This window comes from Sulfuricella denitrificans skB26, from assembly GCF_000297055.2.
Lineage (GTDB): Bacteria > Pseudomonadota > Gammaproteobacteria > Burkholderiales > Sulfuricellaceae > Sulfuricella > Sulfuricella denitrificans.
Window position 1 is genome coordinate 1,472,780 of the sequence record NC_022357.1, and the last position, 19,403, is coordinate 1,492,182.

A 19,403-nucleotide genomic window follows, 5' to 3' on the forward strand; every position below is an offset into this window, starting at 1 on the left:
TCATGCACTACTCCAGTTGGCAAAATTAGCGGGTGAAAATAAATCGGAATGCTATTCATGCTGTAATTTCGTGTGCATGATAAAGTCTTCAACATGAAATAAATATGTGTCTGGCACAAATGGACATAATTTTGGCAGGACTGGGATAAAGGTTTTCCTGATATGACACCCCCCAAGCAGATCAATATCCTGGCCTTAGTCATACTGGCATGCGGGCTGATGCTGAGTGTGATGATGTGGCGTTATACCTCCCGTATTGTCGTGGAGGATTACCGAAAAGATTTTGATTTTCAGGCGATTCAGGCCGAGGATGCGCTGAAGCGCCGCATTCAGTCCTTTTCCGAGGTGCTCACAGGCTTGCAGTCAGTGTTTGTCTTGGATCAGCATCTGTCGCGCGCGGAATTCCGCCGTGTCGTATTTCATAACGGTTTCCTTGACCGTTATCCCGGCATTACAGTAGCTGGTTACATCCAGGCAGTCCCTGCGGCTGACAAGACTGCCTTCGAACAGCAGGTGAGACAGGACAGGCGCCTCGATCCCGTCGGCTATCCCCATTTCGCCATAAAGCCAGAGGGCGAGCGTGCGGAATATTTCGTGATTACCTATCTGGAGCCGATGGCAGGCAATGAAAAGGCCTTCGGACTGGATGTCGGCAGCGAGTCGGTCAGGCGGGAGGGTGCAGAAAGGGCACGGGATACCGGTGAACCGGCGGCAACCGGCGGCATTACCCTGGTTCAGGAAAACGGCAGCCAGAAGGCATTCTTTTTTATGCCCCCTTGTACCGGATCGGTGTGCCGATCCAGACCGTCGAGCAAAGGCGCGCGGCATTCCTGGGCCTGGCCTATCTCGGTCTGCGCGTGGGCGATCTGGTGAGTAAGTCGATCGGCGAGCGTTTTCTCCACTTGATGGAGGTGGAGATCGAGGATGCACAGTCAGTTCCAGGCTCCGCCGGGGCAGCGTTGTTCGACAGCCGCTTGCAACAAAATAACAACCAGAATGGACTCGGGCCTGGTGACCTGCCGAAGCGGCAGAGCCTGATCAATGTCGGCGGCCGCCAGTGGCGCATTACATTGACCAAAAAGGGAGAAAACTTGGCTGGTCAGGAAGCGACGCTGCCCTGGATCGTGCTGATTGGCGGTGGCATGGTTTCTTTCCTGCTGTTCTGGATCGTATCGGTATTGGGTAACTCGAATCGTCGTGCCACAGCGCTTGCCGAGGAAATGGTGCAAGAGCTACACGAAAGCGAGTCGCGCAGCCGTATCGTGCTCGACAATGTGCTCGACGGCATCATCACCATCAGCGAACAGGGAATCGTCGAATCATTCAACCGGGCGGCAGAGCAGATTTTCGGTTACACGCCTGAAGAAGTGATTGGCGAAAACGTCAAGATGCTGATGCCGGAACCCTACCATAGCCAGCATGACGGTTACCTCAGTAATTTTATCGGTACGGGCGAGAAGAAGATTATCGGCCTCGGTCGTGAGGTGGTCGGGCGGCGGAAGGATGGTTCGACATTTCCGATGGACCTGGCGGTGACCGAAACCTGGCTGAACGGGCGCCGCATTTTTACCGGCATCGTGCGTGACATCAGCCGGCGCAAGCAGGCGGAAGAAGCGTTGTCACGTGCCAGCAGGCTGAACCAGGCGATTCTGGATGGCGCCGATCATTCCATTATTTCCACCGATACCGATGGCATCATCCTGACCTTTAACCAGGCGGCAGAGAAACTGCTCGGCTATCGTGCCGTAGAGCTGGTTGGTAAAACCACACCAGCAATGCTCCATGATCTGGGGGAAGTGCTGGCTCGTGCTCAGGAAATGACTGCGGCGGGAATGGTAGTCGAGCCCGGCTTTGAAGTGTTTGTGGCTCTGGCGCGCCGCGGGCAGGTGGATACTCACGAGTGGAGCTATATTTGCAAGGACGGCAGTCGTATTCCGGTGCTTTTGACGGTGACGGCTCTGCGCGACGAGCAGGGCTTGATCACCGGCTTTATCGGTATTGCCCGGGATATTACCGAGCAAAGAAAGGCCGAACAGGCGCTGCGGGAAAGCAGCGATAGCCTGGCGCGGGCGCAGCAGATCGCCCATCTGGGTAACTGGGACTGGAATATCGAAACCAATGCGCTGCACTGGTCGGACGAGATTTACCGCATTTTCGGCCTGCGGCCGCAGCAGTTCGACGCGACCTACGACACATTCATGCAGTTCGTGCATCCCGAAGACCGCGGGCCGGTTCAGCAGGCGGTAAATAATGCGCTGCGGAGCCCAAACCCTTACAGCATCGATCACCGCATCATTCTGCCCGATGGCACGGAACGGGTGGTGCATGAGCAGGGTGAGGTGATTCTGGACGAATCCGGCAAGCCGGTGCGCATGATAGGCACGGTGCAGGATGTCACCGAACGCAAGAACAATGAGAAGACGTTGCGGAAGTTGTCCCGCGCGGTCGAGCAGAGCCCGGTGTCGGTGGTGATCACCGACGACAGAGGGGATATCGAATACGTTAATGCCAAATTTGCCGAGGTGACTGGCTATTCCGCTGACGAGGCGATTGGCCAGAATCCGCATATTCTGAAATCCGGGCTGACCCCAGACGAAGTTTATCGCACGATGTGGCAAACCCTTCTTGCCGGCGAGGAATGGCGTGGCAGGCTGCATAACCGCAGAAAAAATGGCGAACTGTTCTGGGAATTTGCCTATATTTCCTCGATTCGAGACCGCCTTGGTCGGATCACCAATTTCGTCGGCATCAAGGAGGACATCACCGAGCGTATGCGTATCGAGGAAGAACTTGCGGCTGTCAGTCGGCGTAACGAATTGATTCTGAACACGGTCGATGAGGGTATTTATGGCGTGGATATGGAGGGAAGAACCACGTTTATCAATCCGGCTGGCTTGCGCATGCTTGGGTTCCCACTAGAGGAGCTTCTCGGTCGGGCGCAGCATCCTCTGACTCACCATACCCATAGCGATGGAACGCCTTATCCGTCGAATGAATGTAATATTTACGGCTCGTTTCGCTACGGCATGACCTTTCACGTGTCGGATGAGGTTTTCTGGCGCAAGGATGGCAGCAGTTTCCCGGTGGAGTATGTCAGTTCGCCTATCCACGAGGGGGATAAAATTGTCGGGGCGGTGGTGTCTTTCCGCGACATTACCGAGCGCAAGAAGATCGAGGGTATGAAAAATGAATTCATTTCTACCGTCAGTCACGAGTTGCGTACACCCCTGACTTCGATTCGCGGCTCTCTTGGGCTGATCGCCGGGGGGGTGGCGGGAGAACTGCCTCCTCAGCTCAAGGCGTTGGTGGACATCGCGCACAAGAACAGCGAGCGCCTGATCCTGCTGGTCAACGACATCCTCGATATGGAAAAAATTGAATCTGGCAAGATCGAGTTTCAACTCAAGCCGGTGGAGTTGATGCCACTGTTGCGTCAGGCACTGGAATCAAACCGGGCCTACGGTGAACAGTTTGAGGTGAGCTACGAACTTGAAAGTGATCTGCCGGGCATCATGTTGAACGTGGATGCCAACCGCTTGATGCAAGTTCTGGCCAACCTGTTATCCAATGCCGCCAAGTTTTCTCCTGCGGGAGACAAAGTGATGGTTGAGGTTACTCATACGGGCAACCGTATTCGTGTGGCGGTGAAGGATCATGGCAGTGGTATCCCGGAGCAGTTCCGTGACCGGATTTTCCAGAAATTTGCCCAGGCGGATTCGTCTGACACTCGCAAGAAGGGGGGGACAGGACTGGGCCTTTCCATTACGAAGGTGCTCGTCGAACAGATGGGTGGCAGCATAGGCTTCGATTCAGAACCCGATGTGCTGACCAATTTCTATGTTGATTTTCCGGTTTGGCAAGAGACTGCTGTTTTCGCATCCGGCTTGAACGGGAAGGAAAAGCGGGTGCTGATTTGCGAGGATGATCGCGACATAGCTGCATTGCTTCGGCTGATGCTGGAGCAGAACGGGTTGGCAGCCGATATTGCCTATGATGCAGAGCAGGCAAAGAAAATGTTGGCACAGGGTAAGTACGTCGCGATGACGCTTGACCTGGCCCTGCCGGATCAGGATGGGATCTCGCTGATTCGCGAGCTTCGTGAGTCAAAGGAGGCCTCTGTTTTGCCGATCGTGGTGGTTTCGGCCAAGGCAGTCGAGGGCCGTCAGGAATTGGACGGAGAAGCCATCAGTGTGATTGACTGGATCAGCAAGCCGATTAATCAGGATCAGCTGGTACTGGCGTTGAAACAGGTGATGGGGCAACAGGCCGACAGCCAGCCCCGAGTGCTGCAAGTCGAGGATGACCCGGATATTTTTCGGGTGGTACAAAGTATCGTGGGCGAAGTAGCTCACCTGGACCATGCCTCTACCTTGGCCGAGGCGAGGCAACTGCTTGGGCGGTGCCGTTATGACCTGGTGATCCTTGACCTCGGTTTGCCAGATGGCTCAGGTAAGGACCTGCTACCCTTGTTGAATGGCGCTTCGCCACCGATCCCGGTGATGGTGTTCTCGGCCAGTGAAATGGGATTGGAAAGCGAGAAGGAAGTGGACAATGCGCTGGTAAAAGCGCGCACCAGCAACGAGATGTTGCTGGCAACGATTAAACAACTGATTGGAGTGCAGTAGGATGGTGACTCCCAGCAATTATTCGGTGTTAGTAGTGGATGACGACAGTCTTATGCGGGAGATGTTGAAGGCTATTTTGCGCAGTGAGGAATATCATGTGGTGGGCGAGGCATCCAACGGTGAGGATGCGCTTGCGCAGTGCGCCAGGCTTAAGCCTAAATTGGTTCTGCTTGATATCCAGATGCCAAAAATGGATGGCTTGCAGGTGCTGGAGGCGATCCGGCAGGCGCAACCGGAAATAAAAATCATCATGGTCAGTGCGGAGGCGACCATGGACAAGGTTACCGAAGCAATCAAGAAGGGCGCGGTAGGTTTTGTGGTCAAGCCATTCAACGCAGCCCGCGTGCTGGACAAGGTTTTGGAATGCGTCAATGGAAAGGCAGAGCATGGCAGATAAATTAACCCGGATATTGTATGTGGAAGACGAACCGGATATCCAGATGGTGGCGCGACTTGCCTTGGAAACACTGGGCGGTTTTACTGTGGAGGTATGCAGTTCGGGCAACGAGGCGATAGCACGTGCCCCCGCGTTTCAGCCGCAATTTATCTTGCTAGACGTGATGATGCCGGGGATGGACGGGCCGACGACGCTCAAGCTGCTGCGTGGCTTGCCTCAAACCGCATCGACCCCGGTCGTTTTCATGACCGCCAAGGTGCAGCCGAGCGAGGTGGCGCATTACAAGGAACTTGGAGCGGTGGACGTGATTCCCAAGCCGTTCGATCCGATGACTTTGGCCAGCAAGGTGGAAGAGATTTGGGCGAGCTGCCATGGCTAATCGCGCTGCGGAGTTGCAGGAAAAGATGCGGGTGCTGCGTGAGGTCTATGCGGCGCAATTGCCGGAGAAGATCCGCCAGATTGAGGAAGCCTGCTCAGGCTATCAGTCCCGGCTGGATGAGGAAACCTTGCATGCGCTTCACCTCATGGTGCATAGCCTGACCGGCTCCGGCGCAACATTCGGTTTTGCTGAGCTCAGTCAGGTTGCACGTGTTCTGGAGGAGTATCTTAAAAATATCGTAAACCAGAAATCGTCGGCGAATGCGGAGAATTTCGCTGAAATCCATCAGCAAATTGTGGCGTTGAAGCAGGCCGCTTCAAGCTCCGATTCTCCACCTTATGTCTCGCCTGATTTAATGGCAACCTCGTCAGCAGCTGTCGGACCCGCTAACGAGAAGCTTGTTTATCTGGTCGAAGATGAGACTGACCAGGCAAGAGAGATTGCGCTGCAATTGGGTTACTTTGGCTATGAGGTGCGGGTATTCAAGCGATTGGATGATTTTTTGCAGGCAATGAAAAGCACCAGGAACGTACTCGTTCTCATGGATATCGCTTTTCCGGAGGATTCCATGGGTGGGGTCAATGCCATGAGAGAAATCCAGCAGGGCCGGGATGAACCGGTTCCCGTCATGTTCATCTCCGCTCTGGATGATGTGACGGCCCGTCTTGAAGCGGTGCGCACCGGTGGACTGGCTTATTTTTCCAAGCCGGTCAGCATCGGTGATCTGGTCGATAAGCTCGATGAATTGACCTCTCCTGTTCCGCCAGAGCCTTTTCGCGTATTGATCGTTGATGATTCGACTTCGCTGGCTAACTACCATTCTGCCGTGCTGGAGCAGGCCGGCATGGATGTCAAGGTGGTGAACAACCCCATGGAGGTGCTGGGGCCATTGCGGGAGTTTTCTCCTGACCTGATCCTGATGGATATTTATATGCCGGAATGCAGCGGGTTGGAGATAGCAAGCGTAATTCGGCAATTGGATTCATTCGTCAGCATTCCCATTGTCTATTTGTCTGCTGAAAAAGACCTGGATAAGCAGTTGTCCGCAATGAGTCTGGGGGGTGACGATTTCCTTACCAAACCGATCAAAGCGGAGCATCTGGTTTCATCCGTAGCGAGCCGCATCCAGCGTTCCCGTCTGCTGCATTCCTTCATGGTCCGCGACAGCCTGACCGGATTACTTAATCATACTGCCATCAAGGATCAGCTGGAGCGGGAGATGGCGCGTGCAAAAAGGCTGAAGGTGCCGCTAACCTATGCCATGATCGATATTGACCATTTCAAGCAAGTGAACGACTCTTATGGTCACCCCGCCGGAGATCGCGTGATCAAAAGTCTGTCACGCTTGTTGAAGCAGCGCCTGCGTGAGACTGACGTGGTTGGCCGCTATGGAGGCGAGGAATTTGCGGTGATCATGAGCGAAACGGATGGCCCTGCGGGAATAAAGGTGATGGACGAGCTACGGGATGCCTTTTCCAGGCTGAAACATCTGGCGGATGGAAAAGAGTTTTCCGTTACATTCAGCTGCGGCATTGCCGAGGTTGTTCATTTCGGGGATGCGATCAATTTGGGTGACTCCGCCGACAAGGCGCTGTATGAGGCCAAGCATGCCGGTCGCAACCGCGTGGTATTGGCACGCGGATAATCCTTAGAAGGCTGTTTTCGGGTATGATTTACCCTTTGATCTTAGTCACTCAGGGTAGTCATGCTCAAACTGCGCGGCAGCAACGCACTTTCCTCTTTCCGTCTCGAAAAACTGATGCAGGGCCTGCACGAAGCAGCGTCTGCCATCTCACATGTTCACGCCGAATACTGGCATTTCGCCGCCACCCGCCGTGTGCTGGAAGCGCAGGAATTGTCGGTGCTGGAGAAAATCCTCACCTACGGTCCCGCATCCCCGGTGGAAGAACCGCAGGGCGAACTGTTCCTGGTGGTGCCGCGGCTGGGTACGATTTCGCCGTGGTCGTCCAAGGCCTCCGACATCGCCAGTCATTGCGCTTTGGAGGCTGTCGAACGCCTTGAGAGGGGGGTGGCGTTCTACGCACAGAAAGCCGACGGCACCTCTCTGACGCAGCAGGAAAAGCAAATTCTGCTGCCGCTGATACACGACCGCATGACGGAAGTGGTGCTGACCGATTTCGACGATGCAGAAAAACTGTTCCGCCACTTCGATCCGGCGCCATTCAGTACCGTGGACATCCTGGAGCAGGGCAAGGACGCGCTGGAACTGGCCAACCGCTCGATGGGGCTGGCGTTGTCGCCGGATGAGATCGAATACCTGGTGGAGAACTTCACTCGTATCGGTCGCAACCCGACCGATGTCGAGTTGATGATGTTCGCCCAGGCTAACTCCGAGCATTGCCGTCACAAGATTTTCAATGCCGACTGGGTAATCGATGGCGAGAAGCAGGACAAATCTCTCTTCGCCATGATCCGCAATACCCACGAAAAAAATCCGCGCGGCACGGTGGTGGCGTATTCCGACAACTCCTCGATTATCGAGGGATTCAAGGTCAAGCGCTTCTATCCGGGCGCAGGCGCAAAATATGGCTACGTCGAGGACGACGCGCAGATCCTGATGAAGGTGGAGACCCACAACCACCCTACCGCGATTTCGCCGTTTCCTGGCGCAGCCACGGGCTCGGGCGGTGAAATCCGCGACGAAGGCGCAACTGGTCGCGGCTCCAGGCCGAAAGCGGGACTCTCCGGTTTTTCGGTGTCCAATCTGAATATTCCCGGATTCAAGCAGCCGTGGGAATATTACAATAACACTGAAACTCAGGACTCAGGACTCAGCACTCAGCACTCCTATGGCAAGCCGGGCCGCATCGCTTCGGCGCTTCAGATCATGCTCGAAGGGCCGATTGGAGGAGCCGCTTTCAACAACGAATTCGGCCGCCCCAACCTGGCCGGCTATTTCCGCACCTTCGAAGAACAGGTGGCCGGGGAAATGCGCGGCTATCACAAGCCGATCATGCTCGCCGGCGGTGTCGGTAACATCTCCGCACGGCATGCCGAGAAACACCAGATCACGCCGGGCGCGCTGATCATCCAGCTTGGCGGCCCGGCCATGCTGATTGGCCTTGGCGGCGGTGCAGCATCGAGTATGGATACCGGTGCGAATGCCGAAAACCTCGACTTCGACTCGGTACAGCGCGGCAACCCGGAAATGCAGCGTCGTGCCCAAGAGGTGATTGACCGCTGCTGGCAGTTGGGCGATGAAAATCCCATTATCTCGATTCACGACATTGGCGCGGGCGGGCTATCCAACGCCCTGCCGGAACTGGTCAACGATTCAAAACGCGGCGGAATCTTCAAGCTGCGCGCCATCCACAACGAAGAGCCGGGCATGTCGCCGATGCAGATCTGGAGCAACGAGGCGCAGGAGCGCTATGTGCTCGCCGTCAAGCCGGAGGATTTTCCGCAGTTCGAGGCGATTTGCCAACGCGAGCGCTGCCTCTATGCCGTGGTCGGCGAGGCTACGGCCGAACAGCGATTGATACTCGAAGACAGCTATTTCAATAACAAGCCGATCGACATGGATCTGTCGGTGCTGCTCGGCAAGCCGCCGAAGATGACGCGTAATGTCGCGCACCTGACCCGGGAATTGCCGGCTTTCGAGACAACCGGGATTGACCTCAACGAGGCGGCGCTACGCGTGATGCGCCTGCCGGCGGTGGCGGATAAGACCTTCCTGATCGCCATCGGCGACCGCACCGTCGGCGGCATGACAGCCCGCGACCAGTTTGTCGGTCCGTGGCAAATCCCGGTGGCGGATGTGGCGGTGACGCTGGCGGGATTCGAGGAATACCGTGGTGAGGCCTTCGCCATGGGCGAGCGCACCCCACTGGCTCTGATCGATCCGGCCGCTTCCGGCCGCATGGCTATTGGCGAGGCGATCACCAATATCGCTGCGGCACGCATCGCCGACATCGGCGACATCAAGCTGTCCGCCAACTGGATGGCGCCGGCCGGCCACCCCGGCGAGGATGCGGCACTCTATGACACGGTACGCGCTGTCGGCATGGAACTGTGTCCGGAACTGGGTATCAGCATCCCGGTGGGCAAGGATTCGATGTCGATGAAGACGGTGTGGGAGGAGGGCGGTTTAAGGAAGGAAGTCACGGCGCCGTTGTCGCTGATCATTTCCGCCTTCGCACCCTGTGTCGATGCGCGCCAGACACTGACGCCTGAATTGCGTAGCGATGGGGGCGACACCGATCTGATCCTGATTGATCTCGGCCAGGGAAAAAACCGGCTGGGAGGTTCGGCACTGGCGCAGGTTTACAAACAAACCGGCAATGATGCACCGGATGCAGTGAGTGCAGCGCAGCTCAAGGGATTTTTCGATACGGTGCAGCGTCTGAATGCGGATGGACGCATCCTTGCCTATCATGACCGTTCCGATGGCGGACTGCTTGCCACCCTGTGCGAGATGATGTTCGCCGGTCATTGCGGCGTGACGGTCGATCTGGACGAATTGTGCCTCGACCGCATCCGCTACGACGCCGAGCTGAGTGGGAAAGAACCGGTGGTGCCGCCTGGTGGCTACACCGATCGCATCTTCGGCGTGCTGTTCAGCGAGGAACTGGGTGCTGTGCTGCAGGTAAAGCGAAGCGACACGGCTGCGGTGATGGAAGCGTTTTTTGCCACTGGCCTGCGCGGCGAGTTGCACGTCATTGGCACGCTGAATCGGGATGACCGTCTGCTCGTCCAGCGCAACAACAAGGAAATCCTGGGCATGCCGCGCATCGAGCTGCAGCGCACCTGGTCGGAAACCACCAGCCGGATGCAATCCTTACGCGATAACCCGGAGTGCGCACAGCAGGAATACGCAAGCATTCTGGATGCCGGTGACCCTGGCCTGCATGCGGCCTTGAGCTTCGACCTTAACGACAATGTCGCCGCGCCATTCATTGCCCTCTCTCCTAACTCTCTCCCGGGGGGAGAGAGGGACGAAGTCTCGCTTCGCGAGGTTCACATAATTGGCAGCCGTCCGCGCATGGCGATCTTGCGTGAGCAGGGCGTCAATGGCCAGGTAGAAATGGGCGCCGCCTTCGACCGCGCCGGTTTCGAGGCGGTGGACGTGCACATGAGCGACATCATTGAAGGACGCGTTGCCCTAAAGGATTTTCATGGCCTTGCCGCCTGCGGCGGTTTTTCCTTCGGCGACGTGCTCGGCGCCGGGGAGGGTTGGGCCAAGTCGATCCTGTTTAATGCCCGTGCCAGAGACGAGTTCGAGTCGTTCTTCCAGCGCAGCGACACTTTCGCCCTGGGCGTGTGCAACGGCTGCCAGATGATGAGCAATCTTCACGCCATCATTCCCGGCGCGGAAAGCTGGCCGCATTTCGTGCGCAACAAGTCGGAGCAGTTCGAGGCGCGCTTCGTCATGGTGGAGGTGACCCCAAGCCCATCCTTGTTCCTCGATGGCATGGTCGGCAGTCGCATGCCGATCGTAGTGGCGCACGGCGAGGGTTACGCCGAATTCGGCAGCGAGCAGCAGATGAACTCGGCCCAGGTGGCGCTACGCTACGTCGACAATCGCGGTCAGCCAACCGGGGGTTATCCGGCCAACCCGAATAGTTCTCCCCGGGGCATAACCGGCCTGACCACGCCAGACGGGCGCTTCACCATCATGATGCCGCACCCCGAGCGAGTCTTCCGCTCCGTGCAGCATTCCTGGCATCCCGCGGCATGGCTCGAGGACGGACCGTGGATGCGGATGTTCCGCAATGCGAGGAAATGGGTGGGGTAATCTCTGCGGGTTCTGAAATGAACAAGGGCGCCAGTGGCGCCCTTGTTCATTGTTGCGGTGCTTGTTACGTTACTTTTTAGCAGCTGCCGTATCTGCCGTTTCTTCAATCTTGGCCTTGGCGCGCAAGTCGGAGATCATTTTGTCGATTTGCTGCTGTTGCGCGCGCTGGCGCAGGTTCTGTTTCACCTCGTCGAAGGGTGGCGCCTGCATCGTGCGTGAGTCCTCGAGCTTGATGATATGGTAGCCGAACTGGCTCTTCACGGGTTCGGTGGTGTACTGGCCTTTTTGCAGCTTGGTCATGGCATCGCTGAATTCTGGCACGAAATTGGCCGGTGCGGCCCATCCCAGATCCCCACCCTTAGCCTTGGAGCCCGGGTCTTTCGATTTTTCAGCCAGTTTCTCGAATTTCTCGCCTTTTTTCAGCTTGGCAATGATGTCTTTCGCATCGGCTTCTTTTTCCACCAGGATGTGGCGCGCATGGTATTCCTTGTCGCCCATCTGGGACTTGATTTTGTCGTAATCGGCTTTCAATACATCATCGCCGATTGGATTATTCTTGATGTAGTCCTGCAGGTAGGCGCGGATCAGAATGGTCTGCCGTGCGAGGTCGATCTGGGTGTTTACCTCGGCCGATTTGTCCATACCCTTTTTGAGCGCTTCCTGGGCAACGACTTCCTCGATGATCAGTTTTTCACGAATATTTTTCCGTACTTCAGGGGTGTCCGGTTGGCCTTGCTGCTGGCTTTGCTGGAGCAGAAAGTTAAAGCGCGCCTGGCTGATCTGGGCGCCGTTTACAGTGGCAATGGCTGCTGTAGCACTGACAGCGGGTACCGCGGCGGATTTGTCGCCATCCTGGGCGTTGCACGAAGCGAGGGTGAGCATGCTGCCGATAGAGACTGCAAGAATTCGAGATTTGTATGAAAACATCAATGACATCCTTTGGTTAAAAAAACTGGGTAAGGTTGATTATAGTCTATTTAATTCTCGCCGGGAGTGTACGCTTTTATGCTTATGGCGTGAATCTCATTTTGCAACATTTCTCCCAGCAACTCGTTGATCATGCGGTGTCTGGCTATCAGAGATTTGTCGGCGAACTGGGTTGAAACGATAGTCAGACGGTAGTGTCCACCGCCACCCTTGGCGCCTTCATGGCCGGCATGCCGGGCGCTTTCATCTTCGATTTCCAGACGTTCCGGGGAAAGCGGGGCGAGTCGTTCACGAATTTTTTCAGGTGTGCTCATGCAGGCAGTACTTTCTTGAATGGTTTAACAGTAACTCGTGAGAAAACCCCGGCCGAGACGTAAGGGTCGGCCTCGGCCCAGGCGCGCGCAGCTTCCAGAGATTCGAATTCGGCCACGATCAGGCTACCCGAGAAGCCGGCTGGGCCTGGGTTGGGGCTGTCGATCGCGGGAAATGGGCCTGCCAGCAATAGTCGCCCATTTTGTTGCAAGGCATCCAGTCGGGCGAGGTGCGCAGGGCGGGCGGTCAGTCGTTTTTCCAGGCTGTCCAGTGCGTCATCGCCGATAATGGCATACAGCATTACTGGACATCCTTGTCTTCTTCAATGTATTTTGCCAGCAACAAGCCCTGTCCGAGGACAAATACCAGCATCAGACCAAGGATGCCGAACAATTTGAAGTTGACCCAGGTGTCGGTAGAAAAGTTGAAAGCCACGTACAGGTTGACGAATCCGACTACCGTAAAAAAGGTGGCCCAGCCCAGATTCAATCTATTCCAGATATTTTCCGGCAGAACCATCTGTTTTCCCATCATGGCTTTAATCAGGTTTTTTCTGAAGGCGATCTGGCTGATCAGCAGCACGCTGGCGAACAGCCAGTAGAGTACGGTCGGTTTCCACTTGATGAAGGTTTCATCGTGCAGGAGCAGGGTCGCGCCGCCGAATACCGTAATGATCGCCAGGCTGATCCACAGCATCTTGTCTGCCTTGCCGTGACGGAAATGTACCCAGCCGATTTGGCCGAACGTGGCTACTATCGCGACAGCGGTGGCAATCAGGATAGGCAGCTGCTTCGTGTCCGCCAGATAACCGATCGAGGCGGTCAGCGCTGCAACCTGGTCAGGATATGCCCCCGCAAGTTTGAACGCACCAAAAAACAGGATGATGGGAAACAGGTCGAAAAGGAATTTCATCAGGGCTGGTCGTATTACGCATCATTTCATCGAGACCCGTATTTTGCTATGATTCGGGTTGTTTTAACAAGCCTGCCATAAATGTCTTCCGTTATTGACCTGCATAGTCACTCAACCATTTCCGATGGTTTGTTCACCCCTTCCGAGCTGGTTCGGCGCGCAGACGCCCAAGGCGTCAGGGTGCTGGCGCTGACCGACCATGACGATGTCGCCGGACTGGACGAGGCGCGCGCGGCAGCGATTGAGGCTGGCATTGCGCTGGTCAATGGCGTTGAAATTTCGGTAACCTGGAATAAACGCAGCGTTCACATCGTAGGTTTGCGCATCGATCCCGCATACGAGCCACTGCAAAATGGTTTGGCAGTGATTCGTGCCGGTCGCGGCGAACGGGCAATCCGCATCGCAGCCGGGTTGGAAAAGGCCGGTATCCCGGGCAGCCTGGAAGGCGCTTACGCCTATGCTGCCAATCCAGGCATCATCAGCCGTACCCACTTTGCCCGCTTTCTGGTGGCAAAGGGCATTGTCAAGGATACTCGTACTGTGTTCAAAAAATACCTGGTCAAAGGTAAGCCGGGTTATGTGGAGCACTGCTGGGCCGATTTTGCCGATGCCATCGGCTGGATTTGCGCAAGCGGCGGGATTGCGGTGCTCGCTCATCCCGGCCGCTACGATTTGGGCAGGACCAATCTGGACAGCCTGATCGCCGATTTCAAGGAGGTCGGTGGTGAGGCGATCGAAGTGGTGACGGGCAACCATACCGCCAATCAGTTCATTCAATTTGCCAACTACGCCAAGGAATTCGATTTGATGTCTTCCTGCGGCTCCGATTTTCACGGTGTCGGCGAAAGCTACATGGATCTGGGTCGTTTGCCTGCATTGCCTCCTGGCTGCAAGCCGGTGTGGCACAATTGGCCGGAGATGGCGAGTGCTGAGTCGGCACTTGCTCAACACTCAACACTCAGTACTCAGGACTGAACGATCATGTCCCAGTTTTTTGTTATTCATCCCGAAAATCCGCAGTTGCGCCTGATTCACCAGACGGTGGAAATCATCCGCAACGGTGGTGTAATTGCCTATCCGACCGACGCCAGCTACGCTCTGGGCTGCGGACTGGGCGACAGAGAGGCGCAGCAGCGCATCCGCGCGATCCGTGGCGTGGATGAAGATCATCCGCTGACCCTGGTCTGCCGCGATCTGGCCGAGATCTCCGTGTATGCCAAAGTGGACAACCGCCAGTTCCGGCTGCTAAAGGCGAATACGCCGGGCTGCTACACTTTCATCCTGGAAGCGACGCGGGAGGTGCCGAAGAGATTACAGCACCCGAAGCGCAAGACTATTGGCCTGCGCGTACCAGATCATCCGATTCTCCAGGCGCTGCTGGCCGAGTTGGGCGGGCCGTTGCTGAGTACGACCCTGCAATTGCCCGGGGATGAGCAGCCGCTCAATGACCCTTATGATATTCGCGACTTGCTCGAACGTCAGGTTGATCTGGTTGTGGATGGTGGCTATGGTGATGTGGACACCACCACCGTGATCGATCTGAGCGGTGAGACGCCGGTGCTACTTCGGGCGGGCAAGGGCGATATCCATCCCTTTGGACTGGAAGAAGAATAAATGGAATTGAATATCGTACAACAGGTTGCCGTTTATGCCTTGCCGGTAGTATTTGCCATCACCCTGCACGAGGCGGCACATGGCTACGTCGCAAAGCACTTCGGTGATACCACCGCCTACATGCTGGGACGGGTGAGCATGAACCCGCTACGCCATATCGACCCGATCGGCACCGTTCTTATTCCCCTCCTGACCATGTTTCTGGGCGGTATCCTGTTTGGCTGGGCCAAGCCGGTGCCGGTGAATTTCAACCATTTGCGCAATCCGAAGAAGGATATGCTGTGGGTGGCTCTGGCCGGTCCAGGCGCAAACTTGGCCATGGCGCTCGGCTGGGCAGTGGTGATGAAGCTTGCCAATATGATGCCGGACAGTCCATTTTCCTTGCCAATGGCGCTGATGGGCATGGCCGGGATAAATATCAATATCGTGCTGATGGTGCTTAATTTGCTGCCGTTACTGCCGCTGGATGGTGGTCGCATCGCCGTCAGCCTGTTGCCTGGGCGGCTGGCCTACCGCTATTCCATGCTGGAACCTTACGGCATGATTTTGCTGGTGATTCTGCTGTTCAGCGGCGTGCTGGGCGCGATTATCGGGCCGCTGATTCACGTGACAAAATCGTTGATATTGCTGCTATTCGGTATTTGACTAACGGTCATGGCGAACCGCTGCCACAATTGATGTAATAGCATTCGCCCTGACCGTTTCCCTCTCTCCTAACTCTCTCCCGGAGGGTGAGAGGGACGAGGTATCGCTTCGCGAGTTTTACTTTAAGAAAGAACTTAAGAACATGTTTACTGAACGCGTTTTGTCCGGCATGCGCCCAACCGGTAGCCTGCATCTGGGTCATTACCACGGCGTGCTGAAAAACTGGATCAAGCTGCAGCATGAATACGAGTGCTTGTTTTTTGTTGCTGACTGGCATGCGCTGACTACCCATTACGACACGCCAGGCATTATCGAACAGAGCGTCTGGGATATGGTGATCGACTGGCTCGCCGCGGGCGTGGACCCGTCCCGTGCGACCCTGTTTATCCAGTCGCGCGTGCCAGAACACGCTGAACTTCATCTGCTGCTGTCGATGATGACGCCGCTGGGGTGGCTGGAGCGGATGCCAACCTACAAGGACCAGCAGGAAAAGCTCAGTGGTAAGGATTTGAGTACCTATGGCTTTCTTGGCTACCCGCTGTTGCAGGCGGCGGATATCCTTATCTACCGCGCCAACCAGGTGCCGGTGGGCGAGGATCAGGTGCCACACATCGAGTTTACGCGCGAGTTGGCGCGGCGCTTCAACCATCTCTACGGACGTGAGCCGGGTTTCGAGGAAAAGGCCGAAGCCGCAGTCAAGAAGCTTGGCGGCAAGCGCGCCAAGCTCTATGAGGAACTGCGCACGCGCTATCAGCAGGAAGGTGACGAGAAGGCGCTTGAGTCAGCACGGGCCTTGCTTAATGACCAGCAGAACCTGTCTTTGGGCGACCGCGAGCGGCTGTTCGGCTATCTCGAAGGTGGCGGCAAGATGATCCTGGCAGAGCCTCAGGCGCTACTCACTGCGGCTTCAAAAATGCCGGGGCTGGATGGGCAGAAGATGTCGAAGTCCTACAACAACACCATTTCCCTGCGCGAGGATGAAGACAGCGTGGCAAAGAAAATCCGCACCATGCCGACCGATCCAGCACGTATTCGGCGCACCGACCCCGGCACGCCAGAGAAATGTCCGGTTTGGCAGTTTCATTTGGTCTATTCTGAAGAAAGTCGAAAAGAATGGGTGCAGCAGGGCTGCACGACCGCCGGCATCGGCTGTCTGGAATGCAAACAACCGGTAATCGACGCGGTGCTGGAAGAGCAAAGGCCGATGCGCGAACGGGCGCAGATGTACATGGACGATCCCACCCAGGTGCGCAACATCATTTCTGATGGTTGTGAAAAGGCGCGCGAACTGGCATTCGAAACCATGCGCGATGTTCGCGAAGCGATGGGGTTGAATTACGGCTAGATTAGCGCCATGTTAGAGGCATCATGCCGAGAAAAAAGAAAACCACGCTAGACCAGGAACTCCTCGAAGGTGAGGTTCTACGTTCCACGGATGCCGGAGAGGACGCCACACCGCTGGTTCCTGCCGGCATTTATCCCACTACGCTTTACTTGTTGCCCCTGTCGGAGCGCCCATTTTTTCCGGCACAGAGCCTGCCGTTGCTAATGAACGAGGGGCCGTGGCTGGAAACGGTGAAGAAGATCGGTGAAACGCCGCAGCAGATGGCAGGTATTATCCTGGTCAATCTTCCTCATACTGAAGGCGCCACACCAGAGGATTTCTACTCTATCGGCACGCTAGTGCGCATGCATCACCCGGTACGAGCCGAAGGCAAGATCCAGTTTATTGCCGAGGGCCAGAGCCGCTTTCGTATCGTCAAGTGGCTTTCCAGCAAGCCACCCTATGTGGTGCAGGTTGAATACCCTTCTGAAATCGCGCGCAACGAGGATGAGCTGAAAGCGTACGCAATGGCGATCATCAACACCATCAAGGAGTTGATGCCCCTCAACCCGCTGTATAGTGAGGAACTCAAGTTCTTCCTCAACCGTTTCAGCCCGAATGAACCGTCGCTGCTGGCCGATTTTGCTGCTTCCCTGACGACTGCCTCGAAAGAGGAATTGCAGTCGGTGATGGATGCCTTCAACCTGCGCCGCCGCATGGAGAAGGTGCTGGTGCTGATCAAAAAAGAGCTTGAGGTCGCCAAGCTGCAGTCGCAGATCCGCGAGCAGGTCGAGCAGAAGATGACCAAGCAGCAGCGCGAGTTTTTCCTGCGCGAGCAACTCAAGGAAATTCAGAAAGAGCTAGGCCTGGCCAAGGACGACAAAACCGCTGACGTCGAACGCTTCAGGGAGCGACTGGCCAAGCTGAAGCTTTCCGATTCGGCGAAAAAACGTGTCGATGAGGAGATGCAGAAGCTTTCGGTACTTGAATCCGGCTCGCCGGAATATGCGGTGACGCGTAACTACCTCGATTGGCTGAGCCAGCTGCCGTGGGGTAAATTCTCTAAAGACAAGCTCGATCTGGCGCGTGCGCGCAAAATTCTCGACCACGATCATGATGGTCTCGACGACGTCAAGGAGCGCATTGTCGAATTCCTTGCCGTGGGTTCGCTCAAAGGCGAAATTGCCGGTTCCATTATTTTGCTGGTGGGGCCGCCCGGTGTGGGCAAGACTTCTATCGGGCGATCCATCGCCAATGCCTTGGGACGAAAATTCTACCGTTTCTCTCTGGGTGGCATGCGCGACGAAGCCGAGATCAAAGGCCACCGCCGTACCTACATCGGCGCCATGCCTGGCAAGTTCGTCCAGGCGATCAAGGAATGTGGCGTGACCAACCCGGTGATCATGCTCGACGAGATCGACAAAATCGGCGCTTCTTATCAGGGAGACCCAGCCTCGGCGCTGCTGGAAGTGCTCGATCCCGAGCAGAACGTCGATTTCCTGGATCACTACCTGGACGTGCGTTTCGACCTGTCCAAGGTACTTTTCATTTGCACCGCCAACCAACTCGATACCATTCCCGCGCCGCTACTGGACCGGATGGAGACGATTCGCCTGTCCGGCTACATCACTGCCGAGAAGGTGAAGATTGCCAAACACCATCTGTGGCCCAAGCAGCTCAAGAAAGCAGGGCTGAAGCGCGGCGATCTGACCATTACCGAAGCCGCTTTGAAGCGCGTCATCGAGGGCTTTGCGCGTGAGGCCGGGGTGCGAAACCTGGAAAAACAGCTAGGCAGCATGGTACGCAAGGCGGTGGTTAAGATCGTCGGCGGCGAGGAGCAACCAATTCGCCTGGGCGTCGATGAGGTTGAAGAATATCTGGGCAAGCCGGTGTTCATACCGGAAAAGCCGATCACCGGCATCGGTGTGGTAACGGGCCTGGCCTGGACGGCGATGGGCGGTGCCACGCTGTCGATCGAAGCAACCCTGGTGCATACTAAGAACCGGGGTTTCAAAATGACCGGCAAGCTCGGCGAGGTGATGCGCGAATCGGCTGAGATCGCCTACAGTTACATCTCATCGCACCTCAAGGTGTTCAAGGGTAACCCTGCATTCTTCGACGAAGCCTTCGTCCACTTGCATGTGCCGGAAGGCGCGACGCCCAAGGACGGTCCGAGCGCGGGCGTCACTATGGCCACCGCGCTATTGTCTCTGGCGCGCCACGAGAAAATTTCCCGTCCGCTCGCCATGACTGGCGAACTGACCTTGACCGGTGAAGTGCTGGCTATCGGTGGGCTGCGCGAGAAGGTGATTGCGGCGCGGCGCATCCGCATTACAGAGTTGATCTTCCCGGAAGCCAACCGGCGCGATTTTGACGAGCTGCCGGATCATATAAAGGAAGGCGTGACGGCGCATTTTGTGAGACAATTCAAAGATGTGGTGAAGATTGTGTTTGGTTAAAGGTCACCCCTTAAACCGCAGAGGACGCGGAGGACGCGGAAGTTAAAGGCAGGG

Annotated in this window: 14 protein-coding genes and 1 pseudogene; 11 read left to right on the top strand and 4 right to left on the bottom strand. The window is 56.3% G+C overall.

What is annotated here, in order from left to right:
• Positions 1–234: 234 nt before the first annotated feature.
• The 6 genes and pseudogenes from SCD_RS15665 to purL form a co-directional block, all read left to right on the top strand.
• Positions 235–3,116 (top strand): annotated as a pseudogene (locus SCD_RS15665) (PAS domain S-box protein); the annotation flags it as partial.
• Between the two features lie 63 nt (positions 3,117–3,179).
• The gene (locus tag SCD_RS17110) at positions 3,180–4,625 is read left to right on the top strand and encodes a response regulator (RefSeq protein WP_408645531.1); all 1,446 of its coding nucleotides are present in this window, start codon (positions 3,180–3,182) and stop codon (positions 4,623–4,625) included.
• A gap of 1 nt (position 4,626) precedes the next feature.
• Entirely contained in the window at positions 4,627–5,022 is a 396-nt protein-coding gene (locus SCD_RS07265; protein WP_009205755.1) for a response regulator transcription factor, read from the top strand.
• Positions 5,012–5,401 (top strand): response regulator, encoded by a 390-nt coding sequence (locus SCD_RS07270; RefSeq protein ID WP_009205754.1) that lies wholly within the window; start codon positions 5,012–5,014, stop codon positions 5,399–5,401. Before SCD_RS07265 ends, SCD_RS07270 begins: the two co-directional genes overlap by 11 nt.
• Positions 5,394–7,046: a diguanylate cyclase gene (locus tag SCD_RS07275; protein WP_009205753.1), complete on the top strand. Its 1,653-nt coding sequence runs from the start codon at positions 5,394–5,396 to the stop codon at positions 7,044–7,046. The genes SCD_RS07270 and SCD_RS07275 overlap by 8 nt, the downstream gene beginning before the upstream one ends.
• 60 nt (positions 7,047–7,106) lie before the next feature.
• The gene (purL, locus tag SCD_RS07280; protein ID WP_009205752.1) at positions 7,107–11,156 is read left to right on the top strand and encodes a phosphoribosylformylglycinamidine synthase; all 4,050 of its coding nucleotides are present in this window, start codon (positions 7,107–7,109) and stop codon (positions 11,154–11,156) included.
• Positions 11,157–11,225: 69 nt separating this feature from the next.
• Here the strand turns inward: purL and SCD_RS07285 are convergent, their stop codons facing one another.
• The 4 genes from SCD_RS07285 to SCD_RS07300 are packed head-to-tail and all read right to left on the bottom strand — an operon-like array spanning position 11,226 to position 13,307.
• Complete coding sequence (locus SCD_RS07285; RefSeq protein WP_009205751.1) at positions 11,226–12,083, bottom strand: peptidylprolyl isomerase; 858 nt, start codon at positions 12,081–12,083, stop codon at positions 11,226–11,228.
• A 50-nt stretch (positions 12,084–12,133) separates the two neighbouring features.
• Complete coding sequence (locus tag SCD_RS07290; protein WP_009205750.1) at positions 12,134–12,397, bottom strand: BolA family protein; 264 nt, start codon at positions 12,395–12,397, stop codon at positions 12,134–12,136.
• Positions 12,394–12,696, bottom strand: coding sequence for a YciI family protein (locus SCD_RS07295; RefSeq protein ID WP_009205749.1), 303 nt, complete (start codon positions 12,694–12,696; stop codon positions 12,394–12,396). The genes SCD_RS07290 and SCD_RS07295 overlap by 4 nt, the downstream gene beginning before the upstream one ends.
• Positions 12,696–13,307: a septation protein A gene (locus SCD_RS07300; RefSeq protein WP_009205748.1), complete on the bottom strand. Its 612-nt coding sequence runs from the start codon at positions 13,305–13,307 to the stop codon at positions 12,696–12,698. The genes SCD_RS07295 and SCD_RS07300 overlap by 1 nt, the downstream gene beginning before the upstream one ends.
• Before the next feature lie 81 nt (positions 13,308–13,388).
• Between SCD_RS07300 and SCD_RS07305 the strand changes: the two genes are divergently transcribed.
• The 5 genes from SCD_RS07305 (at position 13,389) to lon (ending at position 19,349) form a co-directional block, all read left to right on the top strand.
• Positions 13,389–14,282 (top strand): 3',5'-nucleoside bisphosphate phosphatase, encoded by an 894-nt coding sequence (locus SCD_RS07305; RefSeq protein WP_009205747.1) that lies wholly within the window; start codon positions 13,389–13,391, stop codon positions 14,280–14,282.
• 6 nt (positions 14,283–14,288) lie between these two features.
• Positions 14,289–14,921 (top strand): L-threonylcarbamoyladenylate synthase, encoded by a 633-nt coding sequence (locus SCD_RS07310; RefSeq protein WP_009205746.1) that lies wholly within the window; start codon positions 14,289–14,291, stop codon positions 14,919–14,921.
• Positions 14,922–15,566, top strand: a complete 645-nt coding sequence (locus SCD_RS07315; protein WP_009205745.1) for a site-2 protease family protein — start codon at positions 14,922–14,924, stop codon at positions 15,564–15,566.
• Positions 15,567–15,708: 142 nt separating this feature from the next.
• Positions 15,709–16,911 carry a tryptophan--tRNA ligase gene (locus SCD_RS07320; protein ID WP_009205743.1) on the top strand — a complete coding sequence of 401 codons (1,203 nt, stop codon included), beginning with the start codon at positions 15,709–15,711 and terminating at the stop codon, positions 16,909–16,911.
• A gap of 23 nt (positions 16,912–16,934) precedes the next feature.
• Positions 16,935–19,349 (top strand): endopeptidase La, encoded by a 2,415-nt coding sequence (gene lon / locus SCD_RS07325; RefSeq protein ID WP_009205742.1) that lies wholly within the window; start codon positions 16,935–16,937, stop codon positions 19,347–19,349.
• Positions 19,350–19,403: the final 54 nt, after the last annotated feature.

Coding starts and splice junctions, on each gene's coding strand:
- SCD_RS07300 (WP_009205748.1), bottom strand. CDS start 13,307: ATGAAATTCCTTTTCGACCTGTTTCCCATCATCCTGTTTTTTGGTGCG.
- lon (WP_009205742.1), top strand. CDS start 16,935: ATGCCGAGAAAAAAGAAAACCACGCTAGACCAGGAACTCCTCGAAGGT.
- SCD_RS07305 (WP_009205747.1), top strand. CDS start 13,389: ATGTCTTCCGTTATTGACCTGCATAGTCACTCAACCATTTCCGATGGT.
- purL (WP_009205752.1), top strand. CDS start 7,107: ATGCTCAAACTGCGCGGCAGCAACGCACTTTCCTCTTTCCGTCTCGAA.
- SCD_RS07290 (WP_009205750.1), bottom strand. CDS start 12,397: ATGAGCACACCTGAAAAAATTCGTGAACGACTCGCCCCGCTTTCCCCG.
- SCD_RS07320 (WP_009205743.1), top strand. CDS start 15,709: ATGTTTACTGAACGCGTTTTGTCCGGCATGCGCCCAACCGGTAGCCTG.
- SCD_RS07310 (WP_009205746.1), top strand. CDS start 14,289: ATGTCCCAGTTTTTTGTTATTCATCCCGAAAATCCGCAGTTGCGCCTG.
- SCD_RS07275 (WP_009205753.1), top strand. CDS start 5,394: ATGGCTAATCGCGCTGCGGAGTTGCAGGAAAAGATGCGGGTGCTGCGT.
- SCD_RS17110 (WP_408645531.1), top strand. CDS start 3,180: ATGAAAAATGAATTCATTTCTACCGTCAGTCACGAGTTGCGTACACCC.
- SCD_RS07285 (WP_009205751.1), bottom strand. CDS start 12,083: ATGTTTTCATACAAATCTCGAATTCTTGCAGTCTCTATCGGCAGCATG.
- SCD_RS07270 (WP_009205754.1), top strand. CDS start 5,012: ATGGCAGATAAATTAACCCGGATATTGTATGTGGAAGACGAACCGGAT.
- SCD_RS07265 (WP_009205755.1), top strand. CDS start 4,627: ATGGTGACTCCCAGCAATTATTCGGTGTTAGTAGTGGATGACGACAGT.
- SCD_RS07315 (WP_009205745.1), top strand. CDS start 14,922: ATGGAATTGAATATCGTACAACAGGTTGCCGTTTATGCCTTGCCGGTA.
- SCD_RS07295 (WP_009205749.1), bottom strand. CDS start 12,696: ATGCTGTATGCCATTATCGGCGATGACGCACTGGACAGCCTGGAAAAA.